The following is a 20129-nucleotide window of genomic DNA, read 5'->3' as shown; positions in this document are numbered from 1 at the left end:
CGCCGGCCTGCACGGCACACGGCTTCATTGCGAGGACGCCGACCGGGCGAACGCGGCCAGATCGCGATTGAACCGCTCGGCTTCCTCGATGAACGGCGCGTGCCCCGACTCCGCATACACCTTGCTGGCAATGCGTGGATTCAGTTCGGCCGCGCGGGCCAGCGTCGCGTGCGTATCGACCAATGCATCGCGGCCGCCGTAAATGAAGAGCAGCGGCACGCGCGCGTGGCCGAGCCCCGCGGCGGCGAACACCGACATCGTCGGGATGGCCTTTTGCATGTCCCACGACGCCATCGCGGCGTTCGCGAGCAACCGCTCGAACGTGACAGCATCCGGCCGATGGTTGAAGCACAGGCCGACGAACGTGCGCTCGCCGTCGAGATGCGTTTTCAGATCCGCCGCATTCATGTCCCGGTACACGTCCGGATGATCGACGATCTGGCCCGGGGCAAGCTCGACCACGCCGTCGACGTACACCGCGCCCGCGATCGCGCGATCGCCGTATTTGGCGAGGTAGTTCGAGATCACCACGCCGCCGAGCGACCAGCCGACCACGACGGGTTGGCGCGCATGCGCGCCGTCGATGACGGCGGCGAGATCGTCGCCCCAGCGGGTTCCGTCGCGATACGACTGCGCGCCGAGCGGCTTGTCCGACAGCCCGTGGCCGCGCAGGTCGTACGTGATGATCCGGAAGCCGCGCAGTTCGGGGCTCCGGACCTGCGCGTCCCAGTTCAGGCGGCTGCCGAGCAGGCCGTGAATCAGGATGACCGGAGCGCCGTCGGGGTCGCCGCTTTCCTGAACGGCCAGCTTCACGCCGTCCGTCGACGTCACGGTATAGCTCAGCGGCGCGGCCGCCGCGTGGTGCACCAATGCGAACGGCGTCGCCCACCAGATCACGGCAATCAGCCAGCGGATCAGTACTCGGGTAATCATGATTTTTCCTGTAAAAATGACCGGACGCACAGTCTCAACCCTCACACTGATGCGAGGGTCAAGCGGATCGTGCTAACCTGCCTTTCGTGAAAAACCCGCCTCCACAGCCACTGCTGACCATCGGCAAACTCGCGCAGCTCACCGGCGCGAGCGTGCGCTCGATCCGGCACTACGACGAGCACGGCCTGCTCGCGTCGGTGCGCGCGGCCAACGGCTATCGCCTGTTCCCCGACAACGCGGTGACGCAGGTCAAACAGATTCAGCGCATGATCGCGACCGGTTTCACTCTCGACGACATTCGCGGCTTTCCGGACTGCATGCTGCTGATCGAGGGCGCGCGTTCGTGCGATCAGATCACCGACGTCCAGCGCGAACGCCTCGAAGCAATCGACCGCCAGATCGCCGATCTCGAAAAGCGGCGCGCGCGGCTCGTCAAGATGTTGCGGGATGGCGCGGTGCCGCCGCTCGATTGATTGACGCGCGGGCGTTCGCCAGCGGGCCGCCCCGCCTTTTCCCGCTCGGATGCCGGCCCGCTCACGCGCATCGGGCACAATACGCGCCTTCACCTTTACCCGTGCACACACACATGCGCGTCATCGTCGTCGGAACCAGCGGATCGGGGAAATCCACCTTCTCCAGCGCACTGGCCGCCGCCGCGGCCTGCCCGTATATCGAACTCGATCGGCTCTACTGGGGCCCGGGCTGGACCGCCGTGCCGCCCGCGCAGTTCGAGCGTGCGGTGCTGGCCGCGACGGCCGGCGACCGATGGGTCGCCGACGGAAACTACAGCGCGGTGCGCGACGTGCTGTGGTCGAGAGCCACGCACGTCGTCTGGCTCAACTTCGGGCGATGGACGGTGTTTTCCCGCGTGCTCCGGCGCACGATCGGCCGCGGGCTCATGCGCACCGAGCTCTTTCACGGCAACCGGGAGTCGCTGCGGATGGCGTTCTGCTCGCGAGACTCGGTGCTGCTGTGGTCGTACACGACGTTCACGAGAAACCGCGTCAAGTTCGCCGGCCTGCGCGACGACCCGAAATACGCGCATCTGCAATGGATGGAGATCACCGAGCCGTCGCGTACCCGCGCGGTCATCGAGACGCTTGCCCGCGCCGGCCGTTGCGACTGAGCGCGATACGGGTCAGCCCGCGTCAATCGCGTCAATCGTCGAAGGTGCCCTGATATTCCGGCGCGGCGTCCGCGCGCGTGTTCAGTTCGAACATCACGCCGCCCGGCGCGCGGCAAAAAAAGCGCGAGCCGCGCCCGTTGTTGAAGACGTCCGTCTCCATCGCAACGCCCTCTTCGTTGAAGCGCGCGAACAGCGCGTGCACGGCATCGAGGCTCGGCAGTTCGAAGCCGACGTGGAAATTGGCCGGCCACGCGGGCACGCCGTCGCCGACGTGCTCGATCACGACGTCGAAGCCCGGGCGTTTGAGGATCCAGGATTTGTCCCAGCTTCCCGCGATCGTGAAGCCGAGGTATCGCTCGAAGAATCGGGCGGTCGCCAGTGTGTCGGCGGAGGGAAAGCTCAGGTGGTTGAGCTTCATCGTGGGTGTCGTTTCGGTCATTGTCGCGCTCTCACATGCGGTGATGGGCGGAGGCCCCATGCCGTGCCGCCCGAGGACTTCAGAATACGAGCGGGGGCTCGCATTCCACAATTCGCATTGGACGCACTGGCCGGCGACTCGCCAGGCCCGCGTGAGGCGGTCGTTCGAGCGACGCACGACGATCGTCGCGGATCGCGCTGTTCGCATTTGGAGCCGTGCGGCCGATGCGGCGCGACCGAAGCGGCGAGCCGAAGCGGCAAGCCGAAGCGGCGAGCCGAAGCGGCGAGCCGATCCGATCGGTGTGCGTCAAACGACGACGGCCCGGGATTCGCAAACGAACCCCGGGCCACCGGTCTACAGCGAATGCCGGACTTTGTCTCCCTTGCCCGGCACCCCGCATCGCTCGACGCTACGCGACCTGCATCAGAACTGATAACCCGCGCCGACCACCGCGCCGAAGTCCGACCGCGTGTTGCCCGTCACCGATGCCTTGACGACCCAGCGGTTGCTCTCCGTCACGTACGAGTAGCCTGCCGCAAAGCCCTGCTGGCCGTGATAGTTCGACGTCGCCGCCGACACCATCGAGCGCCCCGCGCCGGTCGGCTGAGGCAAGCCGGCCACCGCCATCGCCGACGCGACGCCGCCGTACATGTCCTTCTTCAGGTCGTTGAACGAGTTGTACACCTGCCCGATGCGTTGGTCGGTATAACCCTTCGCCTGCGTCGACGCCGTCGCGAGGTTGTCGTTCAGCTGCTGCACGTTCACCGCGTCGGTCGGCGCCGTGCCGGCCGCGACGTTCGTGATCTGCCGCTCGCTGCCCTTCGCGCCGACCGAGAACGAGTTGTCGCGATCGGCGACGGAGCCCTGGCCGACCGCCACCGCGTTCTTGCCGGTTGCCGTCGCCGTCGAGCCGATCGCACCCGCATCGGCACGCGCGATCCACGTGGTGTTCGCATCGGTCGCGACTGCACGGATCTTGTCGTTGGCCGCCACGTTCTTCAGCGCGGTGTTGAACTGGCCCACGTTGACCGCATCGTTGTCGCTCACGCCCGCCGCGACGCCGGTCAGCACGCGGTCGCCCGCCGTGCCGGAGAAGTTCACGCTCGCGCCGCCCGAGTCCTTGCCGACCGTGATCGCGCCGTTCGGGTCCTGCTGCTGCACGAGGCCGGCCTTGCCGTTCGCGATGTTCGTCACGCTCCCTTGCAGGTTCGAGATGTCGGTGGTGTTCTTCGACACCTGCTGGTTGGTCGCGTACAGCTGCGAGCCGTTCACCGCGTCGGTGCTGGTCGCGCTGAGCGTGCCGGCCTGCACGTTGGTGATGCGCGTGCCGCCCGCGCCGCCGAGCGTGATCGTGCTCTTGGAACTATCGTCGTACTGCACCGCGAGCGCGCCGAGCTGGTTCAGGTTCGACTGCACGGCCTTCAGCTGCTTCACGTTCACCGCGTCGGTATCGCTGGTGCCCGCCGCGACGTTCTTCAGCACGACCGCCGACGTGGCATCGCCGCCGACGAGCGACACCGAATTCAGCCGGTTGCCGCTCGGGTCGACGTCGTACTTGACGACGTTCTTCACCGCTTCGCCGGCCTGGTTCGACACGTTCGTGATCTGCTGTTCGAGCGCGGTCTTCACGCCCGACAACTGGCCGCCGTTCACCGCGTCCGTGCTGCCCGCGGCGAGGGTGCCGTCGGCCACGTTCGTCAGCTTCGTCGGCGCACCGCCGCGCGCGGCGTTGAACGCGCCGAGCGTCGGGTCGAATTGCAGCGCATCCTGTTGCAGCCCGGCAATCGCGGCCGTGTTGCCCGCGATATTGGTTTCGGCATTGCCGATGCGCGTTTCGTGATTCTCGAGCGTCGTCGTGTTGCTGCCGACGCGGCCGTCGAGGTTCGTCAATGCGTCGCCGACGTTGTTGAACGCGCTACCGCCGATCTTGTAGTTCGGAGCGCCGATCGAGCCGTCCGGGTTCGCCGTCGCGCCGCCGCCGAGCGCGGCCGCGGCGCCGTCGGTCGCGCGGCGCAGTTGCGCGCCGTTCACCGCGTCGGTGCTGCCGGCCGCCACGTTGCCTTCCGCGACGTTGGTCACGCGCACCGGGCTGCCGCCGTTGCCCGCGCCGAGCGACACTTGCCGCTTGCTCGCATCGTCGTATTTGACGGCGAGCGCATCGAGCTGGCTCGTCCCGTCGTGAATCGCCGCGTTCAGTTGATCGACGTTGACCGCGTCCGTGCCGCTCTTGCCGGCCGCGACGTTGCTGATCAGCTGCGGGCCGTGGCCGCCGTGGCTCGCATCGTAGGCGCCGAGGCCCGGGTTCCACTGCAGCGCGTCCTGCTGGAGCGCCGCGATGTTGCCGGTATTCGCCGTCACCTGATTGCCGACGGTCGTGATCGACTGGTTGAGCGAGTCGGTCGCCTTGCCGAGCTGGCCGACGTTCACGGCGTCGCCTGCCGCCACGCCGTCCGCGACGTTGTGCAGGCCGACCGGCGTCGTTGCCCCCGTGCCGCCGAGCGTGACGCCGCCGTGCGCATCGTCGTCGTACTGCACCGCGTTCTTCGTCGCGTTGCCGATCTGGCTGGTGATCGACGTGCTCAGGTTGCCGAGCGTCGTGCTGAGGTTGTTCGTCACGCTCGTGCTGAGCGACGCGAGGCCGCCGTTCAACTGGCCGACGTTGACGGCGTCATGCTGGTCCTTGCCGTCCGCGACGTTGTGCAGCGTCGTGCCGCTGGGGCCGGCGAACGTCACCGAGTCGAAGCCGCTCGCGCCGTCGTACTTCACGTTGCGCGTATCGGCCGCCTGCAGGTTGACGATGTTCGATGCCGCGGTGCTCAGCGAGCCGCTGATGCCGGTCACGCTGTTCTGCAGGTTCGTGATGTTCGAAGCCGCCGTCGAAATGGACGTCTGCAGCGGCGCGATGCTGCCCTTCAACTGGCCGACGTTGACCGCATCGGTATCGGCGACGCCGGCAGCCACGCCGCCGATCGTCGTGCCGGTGGCGCCGTCGAGCGCGATCGCCGCATGCGAGTCGTCGGTGTATTTGACGACGTTCTGCGTTGCCGTGACGATGCTCGTGCTGAGGCTGTTGCCGACGCTGGTCACGCGCTGGTCGACGTTCGAGATCGAGGTCGACAGCGCATTGCCGACCGACGTCACGCGTGCGTCGACATTGCCGATGCCCGTGCTCAGCGTATTGTTCACGTTCTTCAACTGCTGGACGTTGACGGCGTCGGTATCGGCCGCGCCCGCCGCGACGTTCTTGAGCTGGCGTTCGCTGCCGAGCGCGCCGAACGACACCGCGCCGCCGACCGGCGCGGCCGTACCGCCGAACACCGGCGTGCCGCCGTTGTTCGCGCCGACGCTGCCCGAGCCGATCGCCACCTGGTTGTTGTCGCTCGTCTGCGCGCCCGCGCCGATCGCCACCGACTGCGTGCCGTCCGCACGCGTCTGCGTGGCCGCGTCGTACGATGCGCCGGCCGATACGCCGTCGCTCGACGTCGGGTTCGCGCCGCCGATCGCGACCGAGCGGTCGCCGCTGGCGAGCGCCGAGTGGCCGAGTGCGATCGAGCTCGTGCCGTGCGCATCCGCGACGTTACCTAGCGCCATCGAGAAATCGCCGACCGCCGCCGACTGGCGGCCGATCGCCAGCGCCGTGTTGCCCTGCGCGACCGCCACCGTGCCGATCGCGGTGGACGAGTTCGCCAGCGCCTGCGAACCGACGCCGATCGCGATCGCGCCGCCGCTGCTGCTGCCGCCCTTGCTGCTCGCATTCGACTGGTCGCCGATCGCGATGCCGCTCGCGCCGGCCTTCGCATTGGTGCCCTGCGTCACGTTCGTGGTGCTGACGGCCACGAAGCTGCCGCTCTTCGTGGCCACGCACAGCGGGTTGGTGCCGTCGATGCACTGGCCGTTCAACGCGTTGTCCGGGTTGCCGCGGTCGACGAAATTGTCCGCATGGGCGGCGCCGGCGATCAGCACACCCGCACCCGTGAACATCGCGGCGGCGAGCGCCGAAATCTGCTTCCTCTTCATGGTCTTCTGCTCCGTTGTGTAGCGTATGGTTTGAATACGGACTACTTACTTTTATTGACAGCTTCGACTTCGATTGCAACTTCGTTTTGGAAACGGATTCCGCTGCCGGGCCGGTCATGTCGAGACGACACGCATCGCGCACCCGTTTCGACCGGGCGATCGAAAGCCCGGGGCATGCCGTCGGCCTGACGTCCCGTTCCGTTAATTCGACAACTGCATTAGGAATACGTATTGATTCTTATGGACGCGCTTTTCCCCGACTGAATCCGAAGATTCAACCCGTCGTCATGACCATCCCCGATTTGTCGCCGCGCCGACCGCGACCCATCCCGCTTCTTTTATTTCATCCCCGGCAAGCGGGGTTTCACTCCGTGCAGCGAGCACGTTCCTGGACCGTCATCAATTGATGCGCCGGCCCCGGGTCAGACAACGTCCGTCACCGTTGGCGGTACTTCTGCTGCCCTGCTCCACCCGTTATTCAAAGTTCGGACGAATTATGAGACACGAGCCTGAATTATTAAAGCCGGCATTCTTTATAGATTGTAAAATTCCAAATATTCAATGACTTACACAAAATACATTCACTCCGCAAACGATTTCGCGCCAGCGCCATTATTCAAGATCTTTTACTGAGCGGATAAATACTTTGCCAAAGCGGATTCAAATAATATTTTTTCTTAAAAAGACAATCCGGAAGCGAGCCGGCTGCGCGGGTTCTCACCGGATATACGCGTAAACCATGATTATCGACGTACATCAACGTCTCACATTCCTGTCGCAAACCGCCATTTCCGATAATCACGAAGATGGAATGGCGCAAATGGAGCCGTCATGGCTGGCCGGATTCCCAATATGCTCCTACAATTCCGCTCGCATCGATTCCGGCAGTCGCGATCATTCCCCGCGCGAGCACGGCAATCCCTCGCGTCTTTACCGGCTCGGCGATCAAAACGACGCACGCCGTGCGATACGCGGAGCGGTTGCCTGCCGCGCGGTTCTGCCCTGCCCGGAATCGATGCGGGCGTGCGATGCGATGGAGGCATCGCCACAGAGCGGCTTCCGACGTTTCCAATGCACCGGGCAGGCCACCCGCGGAAACGCAGCCAACCGCCTTTTCACAACAGGTGCACGATGTCTTCATCGATCTCCGCATTGAGCGACGCGCATATCCTGATCGTCGACGATCAACCCGACCAGCTCCGATTGCTGATCGACATCCTGCGCAGCACGGGATGCCGGATCAGCATCGCATGCGACGGCGCGCAAGCGTGCCAGCGCGCGCAGGCGCTGATGCCCGACCTGATCCTGATGGACGTGCGCATGCCGCGCATGGACGGCTTCACCGCGTGCCGCCTGCTGGCCGCCGATCCGCTGACGTGCGCGATCCCGATCATCTTCCTGACCGTGGCCAGCGCATTGCACGAACGGCTCGAGGGGCTCGAGATCGGCGGCGTCGACTATGTGGTGAAGCCGTTCGAGCCGGCAGAGGTGATTGCACGGATTCGCGTGCAGCTCTCGCGAGCGAAACGCGAACGGGCGGCCGGGACGGAACCGGCGGAAAACCCGTTCGCGGGCGGCAACGACGACGACATCATCGTGCGCGCGGCCATCCGCCACCTGTCGCGCACGCTGAACGATCCGCCGACGGTGGAGGAACTGGCGCGTGCGGTCGGCACGCACGAAAAGCGCCTGTCGCGCGCGTTTCGCGACAATCTCGGCCAGACGGTGTTCGAATATCTGCGCTACGAGCGGCTGCGGATCGCGCAGGATCTGCTGGATTCCACGTCGCTCAGCATCGCCAGCATCGCGAAGGAAATCGGCTTTTCCACGCCGGCCAATTTCGCGACCGCCTTCCGCGAGCGTTTCGGCATCACGCCGACCGAATGGCGACGCCAGGGCCATGCGGGCGCGCGTGCCGCCACCCGGGAGCCGCAACGCCGCGCGTAGGTCGCGCCTACCAGTTGTATTTCGCGCTGGCCAGCACGGTCCGCTCGTTGCCGAACACGCACACGGCGTACGACTGGCAGCCGCTCACGTAGCGCCGGTCGAACAGGTTCGCGACGTTCACCGCGAAACGCCAGCGCGGCAGGTCGTAATGGAGCGCGAGGTCGTAAAGCGTCGCGCTCGGCACCGTCAGCGAATTGTCCGGCGCGCCGGCCGATGCGCTCTGGTAGCGCACGCCGCCGCCGACGCCGAGGCCCGCCAGCGTGCCCGTATGCCAGGTCCAGTCGGCCCACAGCGACGCCATCTGTCGCGGCAGCGGCACGGACACCGGCCAGTGGTTCAGCGAAGCATCGTTCGCCTGCACGTTCTTGACGTCCTGATACGCATACGACGCGACGATCGACAGCTCGCGCGTCACCTTGCCGACCGCGCTCAGCTCGATGCCGCGCGAGCGCACCTTGCCGGTCTGCACCGACGTCGTGCCGGTCGGGTCGAGATTCACCGGCGTCGGCGTCACGACGTTGGTCTGGTCGATCTGATACACGGCCGCGTTCAGCATCAGGTTCCGGCCGGCCGGCTGCCAGCGCAGCCCGGCCTCCGTCTGCGTGCCGCGGGTCGGTTTCGGCAAGCCGCCGCCGAACATCCGCACGCCGATGACCGGATCGAACGACGTCGAATAGCTGACGTACGGCGACAACCCGGCGTCGCCGCGATAGGTGAGCCCGACCCGCCCGGAGAACGCGCTGACGTCCTGCTGCGCGTGCGTGCCGGCCGCCCGGTCGTCGAACCGCGCATGCACGACATCCTCGCGGCCGCCGAGCGTCAGTGTCCAGCGCTGCCAGCGAATCTGGTCCTGCGCATACACGCCGCCCCCGTTCATCGCGGTGTACTGGTCGACGTGGCCGAGCGACGTCGGGCCGGAGAAGATCGCGGCCGTCACGGGCCGATAGACGGGGTGGTACAGGTCGAGCGACGGCGCGAGCGCGAGCTGCACGCTGTGGGTCGTCGTCTGCCGGTCGAACTGCAGGCCGACCAGCAGCGTGTGTTCGAGCGGCCCCGTGCCGAAGCGCGCCTGCGCATGATTGTCGATGTCGAGCCGGCTGTAGTTGAGCTGGAACAGCCCCGCGAAACGCATCATGTTCGTCGTGCTGCGGGGCACGAGGCCGTTGCCGAACACCGTCGCATCGTCGAGCGACAGGTGCGACCAGCGCACGTCCTGATGCAGTGTCCAGATCGCGTTCACGCGATGCTCCAGCGCGTAGCCGAGCGACCATTGCTTCTTGCGGTAGTCGTTGAACGACGGGTCGCCCATGTAGAGGTCCTGCGACAGGCGGCCGTTCGGGTTCGGCAGCACCGTGCCCGACGCGGGCAGGAAGTTCGACGAGATGTCGCCGCTGTCCTGCAGGAACGTCGCGGAAAACGTCAGCGACGTGTCGGCGTTCGGCCGCCACCGGAACGACGGCGCGAGCGCGACGCGTCGGTTGCCGTTCGGGCCGGTCACCGCATTGCCGTCGCGCGCGACGCCGACGAAGCGGTACGCAGTCTTGCCATCCGGATCGAGCCTGTCGCCGACATCGAGCATGGCTTGCTTGCGCGCATCGTTGCCGATCTGCACGCCGGCTTCGCGTACGCGCTCGCCGTCGGCCAGCTTCGTGTGCGCATCGACGATCGCGCCGGGTTCGCCCGCGCCGTACAGCACCGACGTCGGCCCACGCAGCACCGCGATCGAGTCGAGCGTGTACGGATCGACGCGCCAGTTCGCGATCACGGCCGTGTCCGGCGCCGGCAGGCCGTCGACATACAGCGTCGGCGTGAAGCCGCGCAGCGCCGCATACCAGTCGGTGCGGCTGTCGGCACCGAACGTCGCGAAACCCGGCACGTAGCGCAACGCCTGGTTCAGGTCGGCCGCGCCGGTCATCTCGATCTGTTGCGCGGTCACGAGGTTGATCGTTTGCGGAATCTCGTCGATCGGCGTGTCGGTCTTGGTGCCGGTGGCGGTGCGCCGCCCGACGAGCCCGGCGGCCGAAGCATCGGCCGGCCCTCGCACGTCGATGGCCGGCAGCACGGCCGCCGCCGCACCGGGCGCCGATGCCTGCGCGTGCGCACCGCCCGCGGCGGCCACGCACAACGCTCCGCCGGCCGCGATCGCCGTCGCGCGCCGCCCCGTTCCTGTCTCCGTCCACATCGTCTCGATACTCCGTCGTGCTGGGTTGGCCCGTTCGGCCGGATCGACGGACCGCGTGTCGCCGGGGTCCGTCCGGTGGTGTCGTGATTGCCATGCCGGCGAAGGCGGTGACGCGGGAATCGTCGGTACGCACCGACCGGTTGCGCCATTCGCGAGCGCAGCGATCATACCGGCCGAACGTGGCGCGGCCTTTAAAAAATCAATTCGGCGACGGCGCCAACGGCGGCGGCACGCATATTGCGCGTCGCCCGAACCGCATCAGGAACCCGGCGCAGCCGGGCATCGACGTGACACGCACATCCGGCAGGATTCACATCGGCATTTCAGGCTGGCGCTACCCGGGCTGGCGGGGGACCTTCTACCCGGCCGACCTGAAGCAGGCCAGCGAGCTGCGGTATGCATCGGGCCACATGCAGACGATCGAAATCAACGGCACGCACTACAGCCTGCAAGCGCCGGACAGCTGGCGGCGCTGGTATGCCGAAACACCGCCGGGGTTCGTGTTCAGCGTGAAAGGTTCGCGCTACCTGACGCACATACTGCGTTTTCGCGGCGATACGGCCACGATCGCGTGCGCGAATTTTTTCGCCCAGGGGCTGTTCGCGCTGAAGGACAAGCTCGGGCCGCTGCTGTGGCAATTCCCGCCGTCGCTGCGTTTCGACCCGGCACACATGGAACACTTCCTGAGCCTGCTGCCGCACGATACGGAAGCGGCGCTCGCACTTGCCCACCGGCACGATGCGCGGGTCCCGACGCCGTATCTGGAGATCGACCGCAAGCGGCCCTTGCGTCATGCGGTGGAAGTGCGGCACGACAGCTTCGTGGATCCGGCGTTCGTGAAGCTGCTGCGCCGCCACAAGGTCGCGCTCGTCGTGTCGGATTCGACCGAGGCGTGGCCGCAGTTCGAGGATCTGAGCGCGCGGTTCGTCTACATGCGGCTGCACGGCACCGAAACGAAGTATTCGGGCGAATACGCCGATGCGGCGCTCGATCGATGGGCGCACCGGATCGAAGCGTGGAGCCGGGGTGCGCAGCCCGACGATGCGCATCTCGCCGCACCGGCGCTGCAACCGCCGCGCGCGGCGACGCGCGACGTGTACTGCTATTTCGACAACGACACCAAAACGCAAGCGCCGTTCGACGCCGGGCGGCTCATGGCGCGGCTCGGGCTGCATGCGCATGACACGGCATCCGAATGAAGCGGCGAGCAAGCTGCATGCCGAAAATGCCGCCGGGAACCGCGCGGCCAGGCGCACAATATGCTCGGGTGCTGCCGGATCGTGCCGCCTCATCGCGCGCACCGCGTGCCCGGTAAATTTTTCACGACCGGCAACGGCGCCATGGGCCAACACTGCAAGGAGAAAAGCGATGACCCTGCTTATCTACCTGGTCGGATGGATCATTTTCATCGGCGGCGTCGCCTGGGGTTTGATGACGCTGCACGTCTCGCAGCACATCATCGAGATCGTGGCCGTCATCCTGTTCGGCATCGCGGTCATCACCGGCGCGACGCGCGCCCGGAATCGCGACCGGTCGTAGCGCGACGCCCGCGCGGGCGCCTGCCCTGCACGGTCGGGCGGCATCGTCCGGATTCCTGACGTACGTCAAACGGCCGTTTCGCGCGCACGGCGTGGCGCCTGGAATGCGGGCGCCACGCCTTACCAGATAGTAGGCAACGCATGCGTCCTTTGCGTAGGCGGCAACGGTTGCGCTACGCTCGATCCGGCCTCATATCGGGGCCTGAAATTTAAGCGCTTAAACTTTTGAAGCCGGCGATCCCGCGCCCGACGGGATCCCTCACCTGGAGGATGACGATGAACAGACGTTCGATGTTGCGCTGGAGCGTTTCAACCGCGGCGCTTGCATGCGTCGACCTGGCCGGCCCGCTGCCGGCCTTCGCGCAAGCCGTCACGCGCGCCGCGGGCAGCGCCCCGCTCGCGATGGGCGCCGACGTGTCGACGCTACCGGAGCTCGAGGCGCACGGCGCGCAGTACTTCGACCGCGGGCACCCGCGCGACTGCCTGAAGATCCTGCACGCCCACGGCGTCGACTCGATCCGCATCAAGGTATGGAACGATCCGGGCAATCCGGATTTCTTCCCCGCGAACCAGAGCGCCGCGGCCGGCTACAACGACGCGGCCCATGTCGTCGCGCTCGCCAGGCGCGCCGCGGCCCTCGGGATGCGCATCCTGATCGATTTCCACTACAGCGACTGGTGGGCCGACCCCGGCAAGCAATACCCGCCGCACGCATGGGCCGGCAAGAATCTCGCCGAAACGTGCGCGCTGCTGTCGGCCTATACGACCGACGTGCTGCGCCAGTTGCAGCGCGCCGGCGTGCGGCCCGAGTGGGTGCAGATCGGCAACGAGATCACGGGCGGCATGCTGTGGCCGCTCGGCCGCTACGACCAGTGGGACAACCTCGCGCAGTTGCTGAAGACGGGCCACGATGCGGTGAAGGCCGTCGACCCGCGCATCAAGGTGATGCTGCACATCGACAGCGGCGGCGACAACGCGAAAAGCCGCTGGTGGTTCGACAGCGCGACGCAGCGCGGTGTCGCGTTCGACGTGATCGGCCTGTCGTATTACCCGCAGTGGCAAGGCGCGCTCGACGACCTGCGCAACAACGCAAACGACCTCGCGGCACGCTACGACAAGGAACTGATCGTCGTCGAGACCGCGTATCCGTGGACCACCAGCGACGGCGACTCGGAGCCGAACGCGATGACGAACACGGGCTCGACCGCGTTCCCGCCGTCGCCGGCCGGGCAGGCGCAATTCCTCACGGCGGTCGTCGATATCGTGAAGGGTGTGCCGGGTAATCGCGGCAAGGGCGTGTTCTGGTGGGAGCCGGAGTGGATTCCGACGCCGGGCGTCGGCTGGAAGGTCGGCGCGGGCGATCAGTGGGACAACAACACGCTGTTCGACTTCCACGGCCACGCGCTGTCGTCGCTCGACGCATACCGCCAGCGCTGACGCGGCACGGCACGGCACGGCGTGACGACGTCAACGTGTCAACGCATCACCGCACCGGCGCATCGCGCGTCAGTGCGGTGCGTCGAAGCGGCGGCGTGCAGGCGCCGCCGTGCCGCTCGTACCACCGGCTTCGCCCCGCTCGCCGCGCGCATCCCGGGCGAGCAGCGCGAACGCGACGAGCGCGAGCCCGCAGCAGCCCGCGAACGTCGCGCGATAGCCGAACAGGTCGACGCACGCGCCCGACAGCACGCCCGACGCGATCGAGCCGACGCGCGCAGTGCTGAAGAACATCGCGGTGGCGGTGCCGGGGCGCGAGGGCATCAAGTCGCACACGCGCGTCATCCCGAGGCACGACGTGATCGCGACCACGCATGCGCTCAACAACTGCAGCGGCAGGATCGCATCGACCCGCGACACCAACGCGAGCCCGATGAAATACGCGGCATGCACGGCCGCGCACGCGGTCAGCCAGCGCGCCTTGTCCAGCCGCGTCGACCGGATGCCGAGCCACAGCATCATCGGGATCTCGAGCAGTGCGGCCAGGCCCAGCGCCGCCGATACGCTCGTCGGCGTGCCGCCGAGCGCGCGCACGATGTAGAGCGGCAGCACGATCATCGTCGCATTCGCCGCGAGCCCCATCAGCGTGAGCGCGACGAGGGTCCGCAGCACGCTCGCGCGCGGCGCGACGACGGTAGCCGTCGTGTCGTCTGGCGGCACCGCGGCGCGCTCGACTGCGCGCACATGCGCCGCCGCGGGCTGCCGCACCGGCTCCGGAATCCGCGCGACGATCGCCGCACACGCGACGAAGCCCACCGACGCCGCGAGAAAGAGCCCGGCAAACCCCGTCTGCGCGAGGATCAGCGCACCGAGCGCGGGACCGAACACCCACGCGATCGACAGCATCGTACGCAGTGCGGCCGACGCGAGTTCGCGCTGCGCATCGTCGGCGACGGGCAGCACCGCGCGCGCGAACGAGAAGATCTGCGACAGCGACACGGCACCTGCGCCGAGCAGGATCGTGCCGGCGGCGATCACCGGCCCGTGCGACCGCAACACGCATAGCAGCGCGAAGCCCAGTGCGGCCGCCGCGAGCGACACGACGAGCAGCGGCCGGTGCCGGTCGCGTCGATCGGACCAGCGTCCGGCCCACGTGCTCGCGACGACCCCGCTCCCCGCGATCAGCGTCATGAACACGCCGGCGAGCAGCGGCGACATCCCCGCCGCTTCCACGCCGAACAGCGACAGGTACGGCGCGGTAAACGACATCGCGACGCCGAGCAGCAGCGCCGCCGCGGACAGCGGCACGAAGTACGCGATCCCCGCAAGGCGCGCGAAATGCAACTGCAGCGACCGCAACGACTGCATCGCGTCAGTCCGGCTCGACCCACGCGGCAACGTCGACCGCGCCGAGGTCGCGGCTGCCGAGCACGAAGCGCGCACCACCCGGCGCGGGCAGCATGCACGGCGTGTCACTGTAGTTGAGCGCGAACGTGACGCGTCCGCGTCGACGCAACCGCACACCGTCCGGCAGTTCGCGCACCGGAAGGCCGGCATCGCGTGCGCAACGGGCAATGATCGCGCGCAACAGCGTCCGATCGAAACAGGCCGTCGCCATCGTCACGTGACCGCGCCGCACGAGTGCGGGCACGCCGTCGTCGCACGCGGCGAGCACGTCGACGCCGGCCGTCGATTCCATGTCGACGTGATCGCGCCATTTCAGCGCATGGCCATCGACACCGTCGAACGCGACGCACGGCGCGAGCGACGGCCGCAGCGATTCGACCTGGCCGATCCGCACCGGCAGCACGTCGCGCAGCTTGCCCGGTGCGAGACCCGGCGCGATCGCGAATTCCGCGGTGCGCGAACCCGTGCGCGGCCCGAACAGCCAGTGTGCGTTGCCGCTCGCGGCCTGCTCGACGACGCGATCCGGCACGACCGGCAGCGTCGGCGCGACGACGAACACATAACGCGACACGTCGGCATCGGCCGCGACGATATCGACGTCGAGGCCCAGTTCGCGCAGCGCGCGATACCAGTCGAACGCGTGCTGCTGATAGTCGAAATCGGCGCCGTGCGGCTGGATCCGGATCATCCAGTCCGCCGCGTAGTCGAACAGCAGCGCGACGCGGGCCGTCTCACGCTCGCCGACGGCGAGCGCCGGATCCAGCGCGGCGATCTCGCGTGCGACGCGCGCCACTTCATGACCGCCGGGAGACAGCCGGTCGTCCGGTGCGTTGAGCCCCGAATGTAGTTGCTCCTGCGCGTGCGGATACTGCCGCCAGCGGAAATACGATACGAGTTCCGCGCCATGCGCGAACGCTTCCCACGTCCACAGCCGCACCGCGCCCGCGTGCGGCACCGGGTTGTACGGCCCCCAGTTGACGGGCCCCGCCTGTTGCTCCATCACCCACATCCGGCCGTTGCCGACGCCGCGATACAGGTCGTGCGAGAACGCCGACACGTCCGGATGCCCGGTGCGGGCCCAGCGCCGCTTGTCCGCTTCATCGAGCGGCAGCACTTCGGTACGCGGCACCGGATAGCTGTCCCACGCGGCGACATCGAGGCCGCCGCGCGCGAACGCATAGTGATCGAACTCGGTGAAAAAGCCCATGAAGTTGTGCAGCACGTCGCGGCCCGGCGCGTGCGGACGGATCGCGTCGACCTGCGCGGCATGGAACCGCGCGACTTCGTCCGACTGATAGCGCCGGAAATCGAGCAGATGCGCGGGATTCGCGTCGGTCGGCGTATGGCGCGGCAGTTCGATCTCGTCGAAGCCGCGATACTCCATGCTCCAGAACACGTTGCCCCACGCGCGGTTCAGCGCGCCGACGTCGCCATAACGCGCGGCGAGCCACGTGCGGAAGCCTGCGAGCGCCGCTGGCGTATAGCTCGGCAGCGTGTTGTGGCAGCCGAGTTCGTTGTCGGTCTGCCACGCGATCACCGCCGGATGCGCGCCGTAGCGCCGCGCCATCGCGTCGGCGATGCGCACGCAGTGCTCGCGATACACGGGGCTCGCGATGTCGTAATGGCGACGCGAGCCGAACTGCCACACCGCGCCGTCCGCGCCTACCGGCAGGATCTCCGGATGACGATCGACGAGCCACTTTGGCGGCGCGGCGGTCGGCGTGCCGAGCACGATCTTCAACTGCCGGCGCGCGAGCGTGTCGATCGCTTCGTCGAGCCACGCCCAGTCGTAGCGGCCGGGCGCCGGCTCCATCCGGCTCCACGCGAATTCGGCGATCCGCACGCGCGTCAGACCCAGTTCGGCCATGCGTTGCGCGTCGCGATCCCATTGTTCGCGCGGCCAGTGTTCGGGGTAATAGCAAACGCCAAGGTGCATCGTGGATTCCTTGCAGAAGAAAGAGGATGAGACGAATCAGCCCTTGGTCGCGCCGAACGTGAGCCCCGCGACGAAGTGCTTCTGCATCGCGAAGAACATCGCGACCGACGGCAGCGCGGCGAGCACCGAGCCGGCCGACACGATGTTCCAGGCGGTCGTCCACTGCCCTTTCAGCGCGGCGACGCCGACGGTGATCGGCGCCGCGTCGTCGCCTTGCGTGAGGCACAGCGCCCAGAAGTAGTCGTTCCACACGAACGTGAACACGAGGATCGCGAGCGCCGCGAGCGCGGGCCGCACGAGCGGCAGCACGACGCGCCAGTAGATCGCCCACTCGGACGCGCCCTCGACGCGCGCGGCCTCGATCAGCTCGAACGGCAGCTCGCGGATGAAGTTGCGCAGGAACAGCGTGCAGAAGCCGGTCTGGAACGCGGTGTGGAACAGCACGAGCGCCCACACGGTGTTGTACAGGCCGACGCCGAGCATGATCTGCCGCACCGGGATCATCAGGATCTGGATCGGCACGAAGTTGCCGGCGACGAACAGCCCGAGCAGCACGAGGTTGCCGCGAAACCGGTAGTTCGCGAGCGCGTGGCCCGCGAGCGACGCGAGCAGGATCGACGCCGCAACCGACGGCACCGTGATCAGGAGGCTGTTCGCGAAGTAATGGAGCATCGGCGTCTGCGTGAGCGCGGCGCCGTAGTTGTCGAGCAGCGCGAACTGCTTCGGCCAGTCCCAGTAATGACCGGCCATGATCTCGTCGGTCGAGCGGATCGACGTGACGAGCACCGCGAGCAGCGGCACGAGCCACAGCGCGAGCGCGCACGGCAGCGACAGCCGGTACAGCAGACGGGCGGGACGTCCCCAGCGGGACACGGGCATCGGATACATGTTTGCGATCCTTACGATTCGACGCGCACCAGCTTGCGCAGTTGCCACACGATATAGACGAGCATGATCGCGAACAGCACGACCGCGATCGCGGCCGAATAGCCTTCGCGGTAATACTTGATCGCCTGGTCGACCATGAAATACGCGAGCACGGTCGAGCTGTCGAATGGACCGCCGCCCGTCATCACCGAGATCAGGTCGAAGCTGCGCAGCGCGCCGATCACGGTCAGCACGACTGCCATGAAGGTCGCGGGCCGCAGTTGCGGCAGAATCACGTGCCACAGCAGCGTGAAGCCGCGCGCGCCTTCCATCCGCGCCGCTTCGACGATTTCGCCGTTGATGCCGGTGAGCCCGGTCAGGTACAGGATCATGCAGAACGGAATCTGCGACCACAGCGCGGCGGCGATCACGCCGTAGGTCGCATAGCGCGGATCGCCGAGCACCGGGATCCCGTGCCCGACGATCAGCTTCAGCAGCCCGAACGTCGGGTCGTAGAACCACGAGAACACCAGACCGACCACGACGCCCGGCAGCACGAACGGCGCGAAGAACAGCGACTTCACGAGCCGGATCCCGAACACGTTCTGGTTCAGGTACAGCGCGAGCGCGAGGCCGAGCGGCGGCGCGGCGAGGAACAGCACGAGCCACAGCACGTTGTTCTTCAGCGCGACGTAGAACGTGTCGGACTGCAGCAGCTCGCGATAGTTGTCGAGCCCGGCGAACGTCATCGGCGTCATGCCGTCCCAGTGATGGAAGCTCAGCCAGATGCTGCTGACGATCGGGTACAGCACGAACACGGTGAAGAGCGCGAAACCCGGCAGCACGAACCACAGGGCCGCGCGGTTGCGCCGCCGCGCGAGCGACGCGCGCGCATGCCGCTGCGGGCCGGCATCGCGGCGCGCGGCGCTTTCTGACAGGCTGGTTGACATGAGATGGCCTTCGATGAAACGAACGTGACGGTGACGACGAAGCACCGGACCGACAGCGCCGGCCCGGCCGCGCGGCGCGCTACTTCCGGTAGATGCGCTTGCGGGTCTGCTCGAGGCGCTGCAGGATCGCATCGAGCTGCGTCGGATCGGACAGGAACTGCTGCATCGCCTTCATCCCCTCGTCGGCCATTTCCTTCGTCATGTCGCGGTCGTAGAACTGCGCGATCCCGCCCGGCGTCGTCGCGAGCGTACGGAAGCCGATCTTCGAGATCGGGTCCTGCGGCTCCGGCGCCTTGTTGTTCGATGGCAGTTGCCCCATCCCCTTCGCGAACTCGCCGCTGACCGCCGGTTGCCCCATGAACGCGAGGAAGCGTCGCGCATCGGCCTTGTTGTGCGCCTTCGCGGGGACGATCAGCACGTTGACCGGGCCGTCCTCGGCCAGCGGCACCGACGCGTCGATCACCGGGAAGCGGAAGAAGCTGATCGGGTTGCGCGTCGCGCTCAGCAGTCCTGCCGAATACCAGGTGCCCATCAGCGTCATCGCGGCCTGGCCGTTGACGATCAGCGGGCTCAGCGAATCGACGTCGTAGGACAGCGCGTTGTCGATGAAATACTTGTCGTCGATCAGTTTCTTCCATGCCGCATACACGGCCCGCACGCGCGGATCGGTATAGGCGACGTCGCCGGCCATCAGCTTCTGGTGAAACGCATAGCCGTTGATCCGCAGGTCGAGGTAGTCGAACCACGCAGCGAGCGTCCACGCATCGCGCGCGGCCACCGCGATCGGCGCGATGCCGGCCGCCTTCAGCTTGCGGCACGCGTCGAGAAACTGCGGCCAGTCGGCCGGCTCGCCGTGAATGCCGGCCTTCTCGAACAGGTCCTTGCGATAGAACAATCCATACGCGTCATAACCGAGCGGCAAACTGTAGAGCTTGCCGCCGTAGGTCGACGACTGCTTGACGGACGCATACGTGTCGTTCCAGCCGTTCTTCTGCCAGTCCGCGCTCAGGTCCTCGATCAGCCCGCGCTTCGCGAAATACGCGAGCCGTTCGCCGTTGTTCCAGCTCAGCACGTCGGGCGGATCGGTCGCGAGCCAGCCGGACATCTGCACCTTGTACGCCTCCTCGCCGACGTAGCTGACCTTCAGGTCGATATCCGGATTCGCCTTGTGGAACTGGTCGAACGCTGCCTGCCACGTCGCGCGCTGGTTGCCGCGCGCGGCGACGTTCACTTTCAGCGTGCCCGCGTCGGCCGCACCCGCGGCGCACGCCGCGGCAGTCGTCAGGGCAAGCAGCAGTCGGCTCGCACGAAGTCTCATCGTTGTCTCCTGGTATTGGTGTGTTGAATGCCGCGTCGCATGCGGCGGGTCGGCAT

General features: G+C 67.2%; 15 protein-coding genes. 6 read left to right on the top strand and 9 right to left on the bottom strand.

The annotated features are described in order from the left end of the window. Positions 1-24: 24 nt before the first annotated feature. Positions 25-933: an alpha/beta hydrolase gene (locus HWW87_RS15710; protein WP_175821053.1), complete on the bottom strand. Its 909-nt coding sequence runs from the start codon at positions 931-933 to the stop codon at positions 25-27. An 86-nt stretch (positions 934-1019) separates the two neighbouring features. Between HWW87_RS15710 and HWW87_RS15705 the strand changes: the two genes are divergently transcribed. Both HWW87_RS15705 and HWW87_RS15700 read left to right on the top strand, forming a co-directional pair. Further along, positions 1020-1406: a MerR family transcriptional regulator gene (locus HWW87_RS15705; protein WP_175821052.1), complete on the top strand. Its 387-nt coding sequence runs from the start codon at positions 1020-1022 to the stop codon at positions 1404-1406. 113 nt (positions 1407-1519) lie between these two features. Then, the gene (locus tag HWW87_RS15700) at positions 1520-2059 is read left to right on the top strand and encodes a toxin (protein WP_175821051.1); all 540 of its coding nucleotides are present in this window, start codon (positions 1520-1522) and stop codon (positions 2057-2059) included. Positions 2060-2090: 31 nt separating this feature from the next. Here the strand turns inward: HWW87_RS15700 and HWW87_RS15695 are convergent, their stop codons facing one another. Both HWW87_RS15695 and HWW87_RS15690 read right to left on the bottom strand, forming a co-directional pair. Then, positions 2091-2498, bottom strand: a complete 408-nt coding sequence (locus HWW87_RS15695) for a VOC family protein (RefSeq protein WP_175821483.1) — start codon at positions 2496-2498, stop codon at positions 2091-2093. Between the two features lie 402 nt (positions 2499-2900). Continuing rightward, complete coding sequence (locus HWW87_RS15690) at positions 2901-6494, bottom strand: YadA-like family protein (RefSeq protein ID WP_175821050.1); 3594 nt, start codon at positions 6492-6494, stop codon at positions 2901-2903. A 1131-nt stretch (positions 6495-7625) separates the two neighbouring features. Here HWW87_RS15690 and HWW87_RS15685 point away from each other — a divergent pair. After that, positions 7626-8441, top strand: coding sequence for a response regulator (locus HWW87_RS15685; protein ID WP_175821482.1), 816 nt, complete (start codon positions 7626-7628; stop codon positions 8439-8441). A gap of 7 nt (positions 8442-8448) precedes the next feature. Here the strand turns inward: HWW87_RS15685 and HWW87_RS15680 are convergent, their stop codons facing one another. Then, positions 8449-10623: a TonB-dependent siderophore receptor gene (locus tag HWW87_RS15680; protein ID WP_175821049.1), complete on the bottom strand. Its 2175-nt coding sequence runs from the start codon at positions 10621-10623 to the stop codon at positions 8449-8451. 287 nt (positions 10624-10910) lie between these two features. Here HWW87_RS15680 and HWW87_RS15675 point away from each other — a divergent pair, with 287 nt between their 5' ends. The 3 genes from HWW87_RS15675 (at position 10911) to HWW87_RS15665 (ending at position 13598) form a co-directional block, all read left to right on the top strand. Next, positions 10911-11822 (top strand): DUF72 domain-containing protein, encoded by a 912-nt coding sequence (locus HWW87_RS15675; RefSeq protein WP_175821048.1) that lies wholly within the window; start codon positions 10911-10913, stop codon positions 11820-11822. Next, positions 11803-12162 carry a hypothetical protein gene (locus HWW87_RS15670; RefSeq protein WP_208449949.1) on the top strand — a complete coding sequence of 120 codons (360 nt, stop codon included), beginning with the start codon at positions 11803-11805 and terminating at the stop codon, positions 12160-12162. The genes HWW87_RS15675 and HWW87_RS15670 overlap by 20 nt, the downstream gene beginning before the upstream one ends. Positions 12163-12437: 275 nt before the next feature. Beyond that, positions 12438-13598 carry an arabinogalactan endo-1,4-beta-galactosidase gene (locus tag HWW87_RS15665; RefSeq protein WP_175821047.1) on the top strand — a complete coding sequence of 387 codons (1161 nt, stop codon included), beginning with the start codon at positions 12438-12440 and terminating at the stop codon, positions 13596-13598. Between the two features lie 69 nt (positions 13599-13667). Here the strand turns inward: HWW87_RS15665 and HWW87_RS15660 are convergent, their stop codons facing one another. From HWW87_RS15660 to HWW87_RS15640, 5 genes are all read right to left on the bottom strand, one after another. Continuing rightward, entirely contained in the window at positions 13668-14963 is a 1296-nt protein-coding gene (locus HWW87_RS15660) for a sugar efflux transporter (protein WP_175821046.1), read from the bottom strand. A gap of 4 nt (positions 14964-14967) precedes the next feature. After that, a complete protein-coding gene (locus tag HWW87_RS15655) occupies positions 14968-16938 on the bottom strand; it encodes a beta-galactosidase (RefSeq protein WP_175821045.1) in 1971 nt (656 codons plus the stop codon). A 36-nt stretch (positions 16939-16974) separates the two neighbouring features. Beyond that, positions 16975-17826 (bottom strand): carbohydrate ABC transporter permease, encoded by an 852-nt coding sequence (locus HWW87_RS15650; RefSeq protein ID WP_175821044.1) that lies wholly within the window; start codon positions 17824-17826, stop codon positions 16975-16977. An 11-nt stretch (positions 17827-17837) separates the two neighbouring features. Then, a complete protein-coding gene (locus HWW87_RS15645) occupies positions 17838-18755 on the bottom strand; it encodes a sugar ABC transporter permease (protein ID WP_175821043.1) in 918 nt (305 codons plus the stop codon). 79 nt (positions 18756-18834) lie between these two features. After that, entirely contained in the window at positions 18835-20073 is a 1239-nt protein-coding gene (locus HWW87_RS15640; RefSeq protein ID WP_175821042.1) for an extracellular solute-binding protein, read from the bottom strand. Between the last annotated feature and the right edge of the window lie 56 nt (positions 20074-20129).

The organism is Burkholderia sp. BCC0419 (genome assembly GCF_902830285.1).
Lineage (GTDB): Bacteria > Pseudomonadota > Gammaproteobacteria > Burkholderiales > Burkholderiaceae > Burkholderia.
The sequence above is the reverse complement of the archived record's forward strand: the minus strand, read 5'-3'. Positions and strand labels throughout refer to the sequence as shown.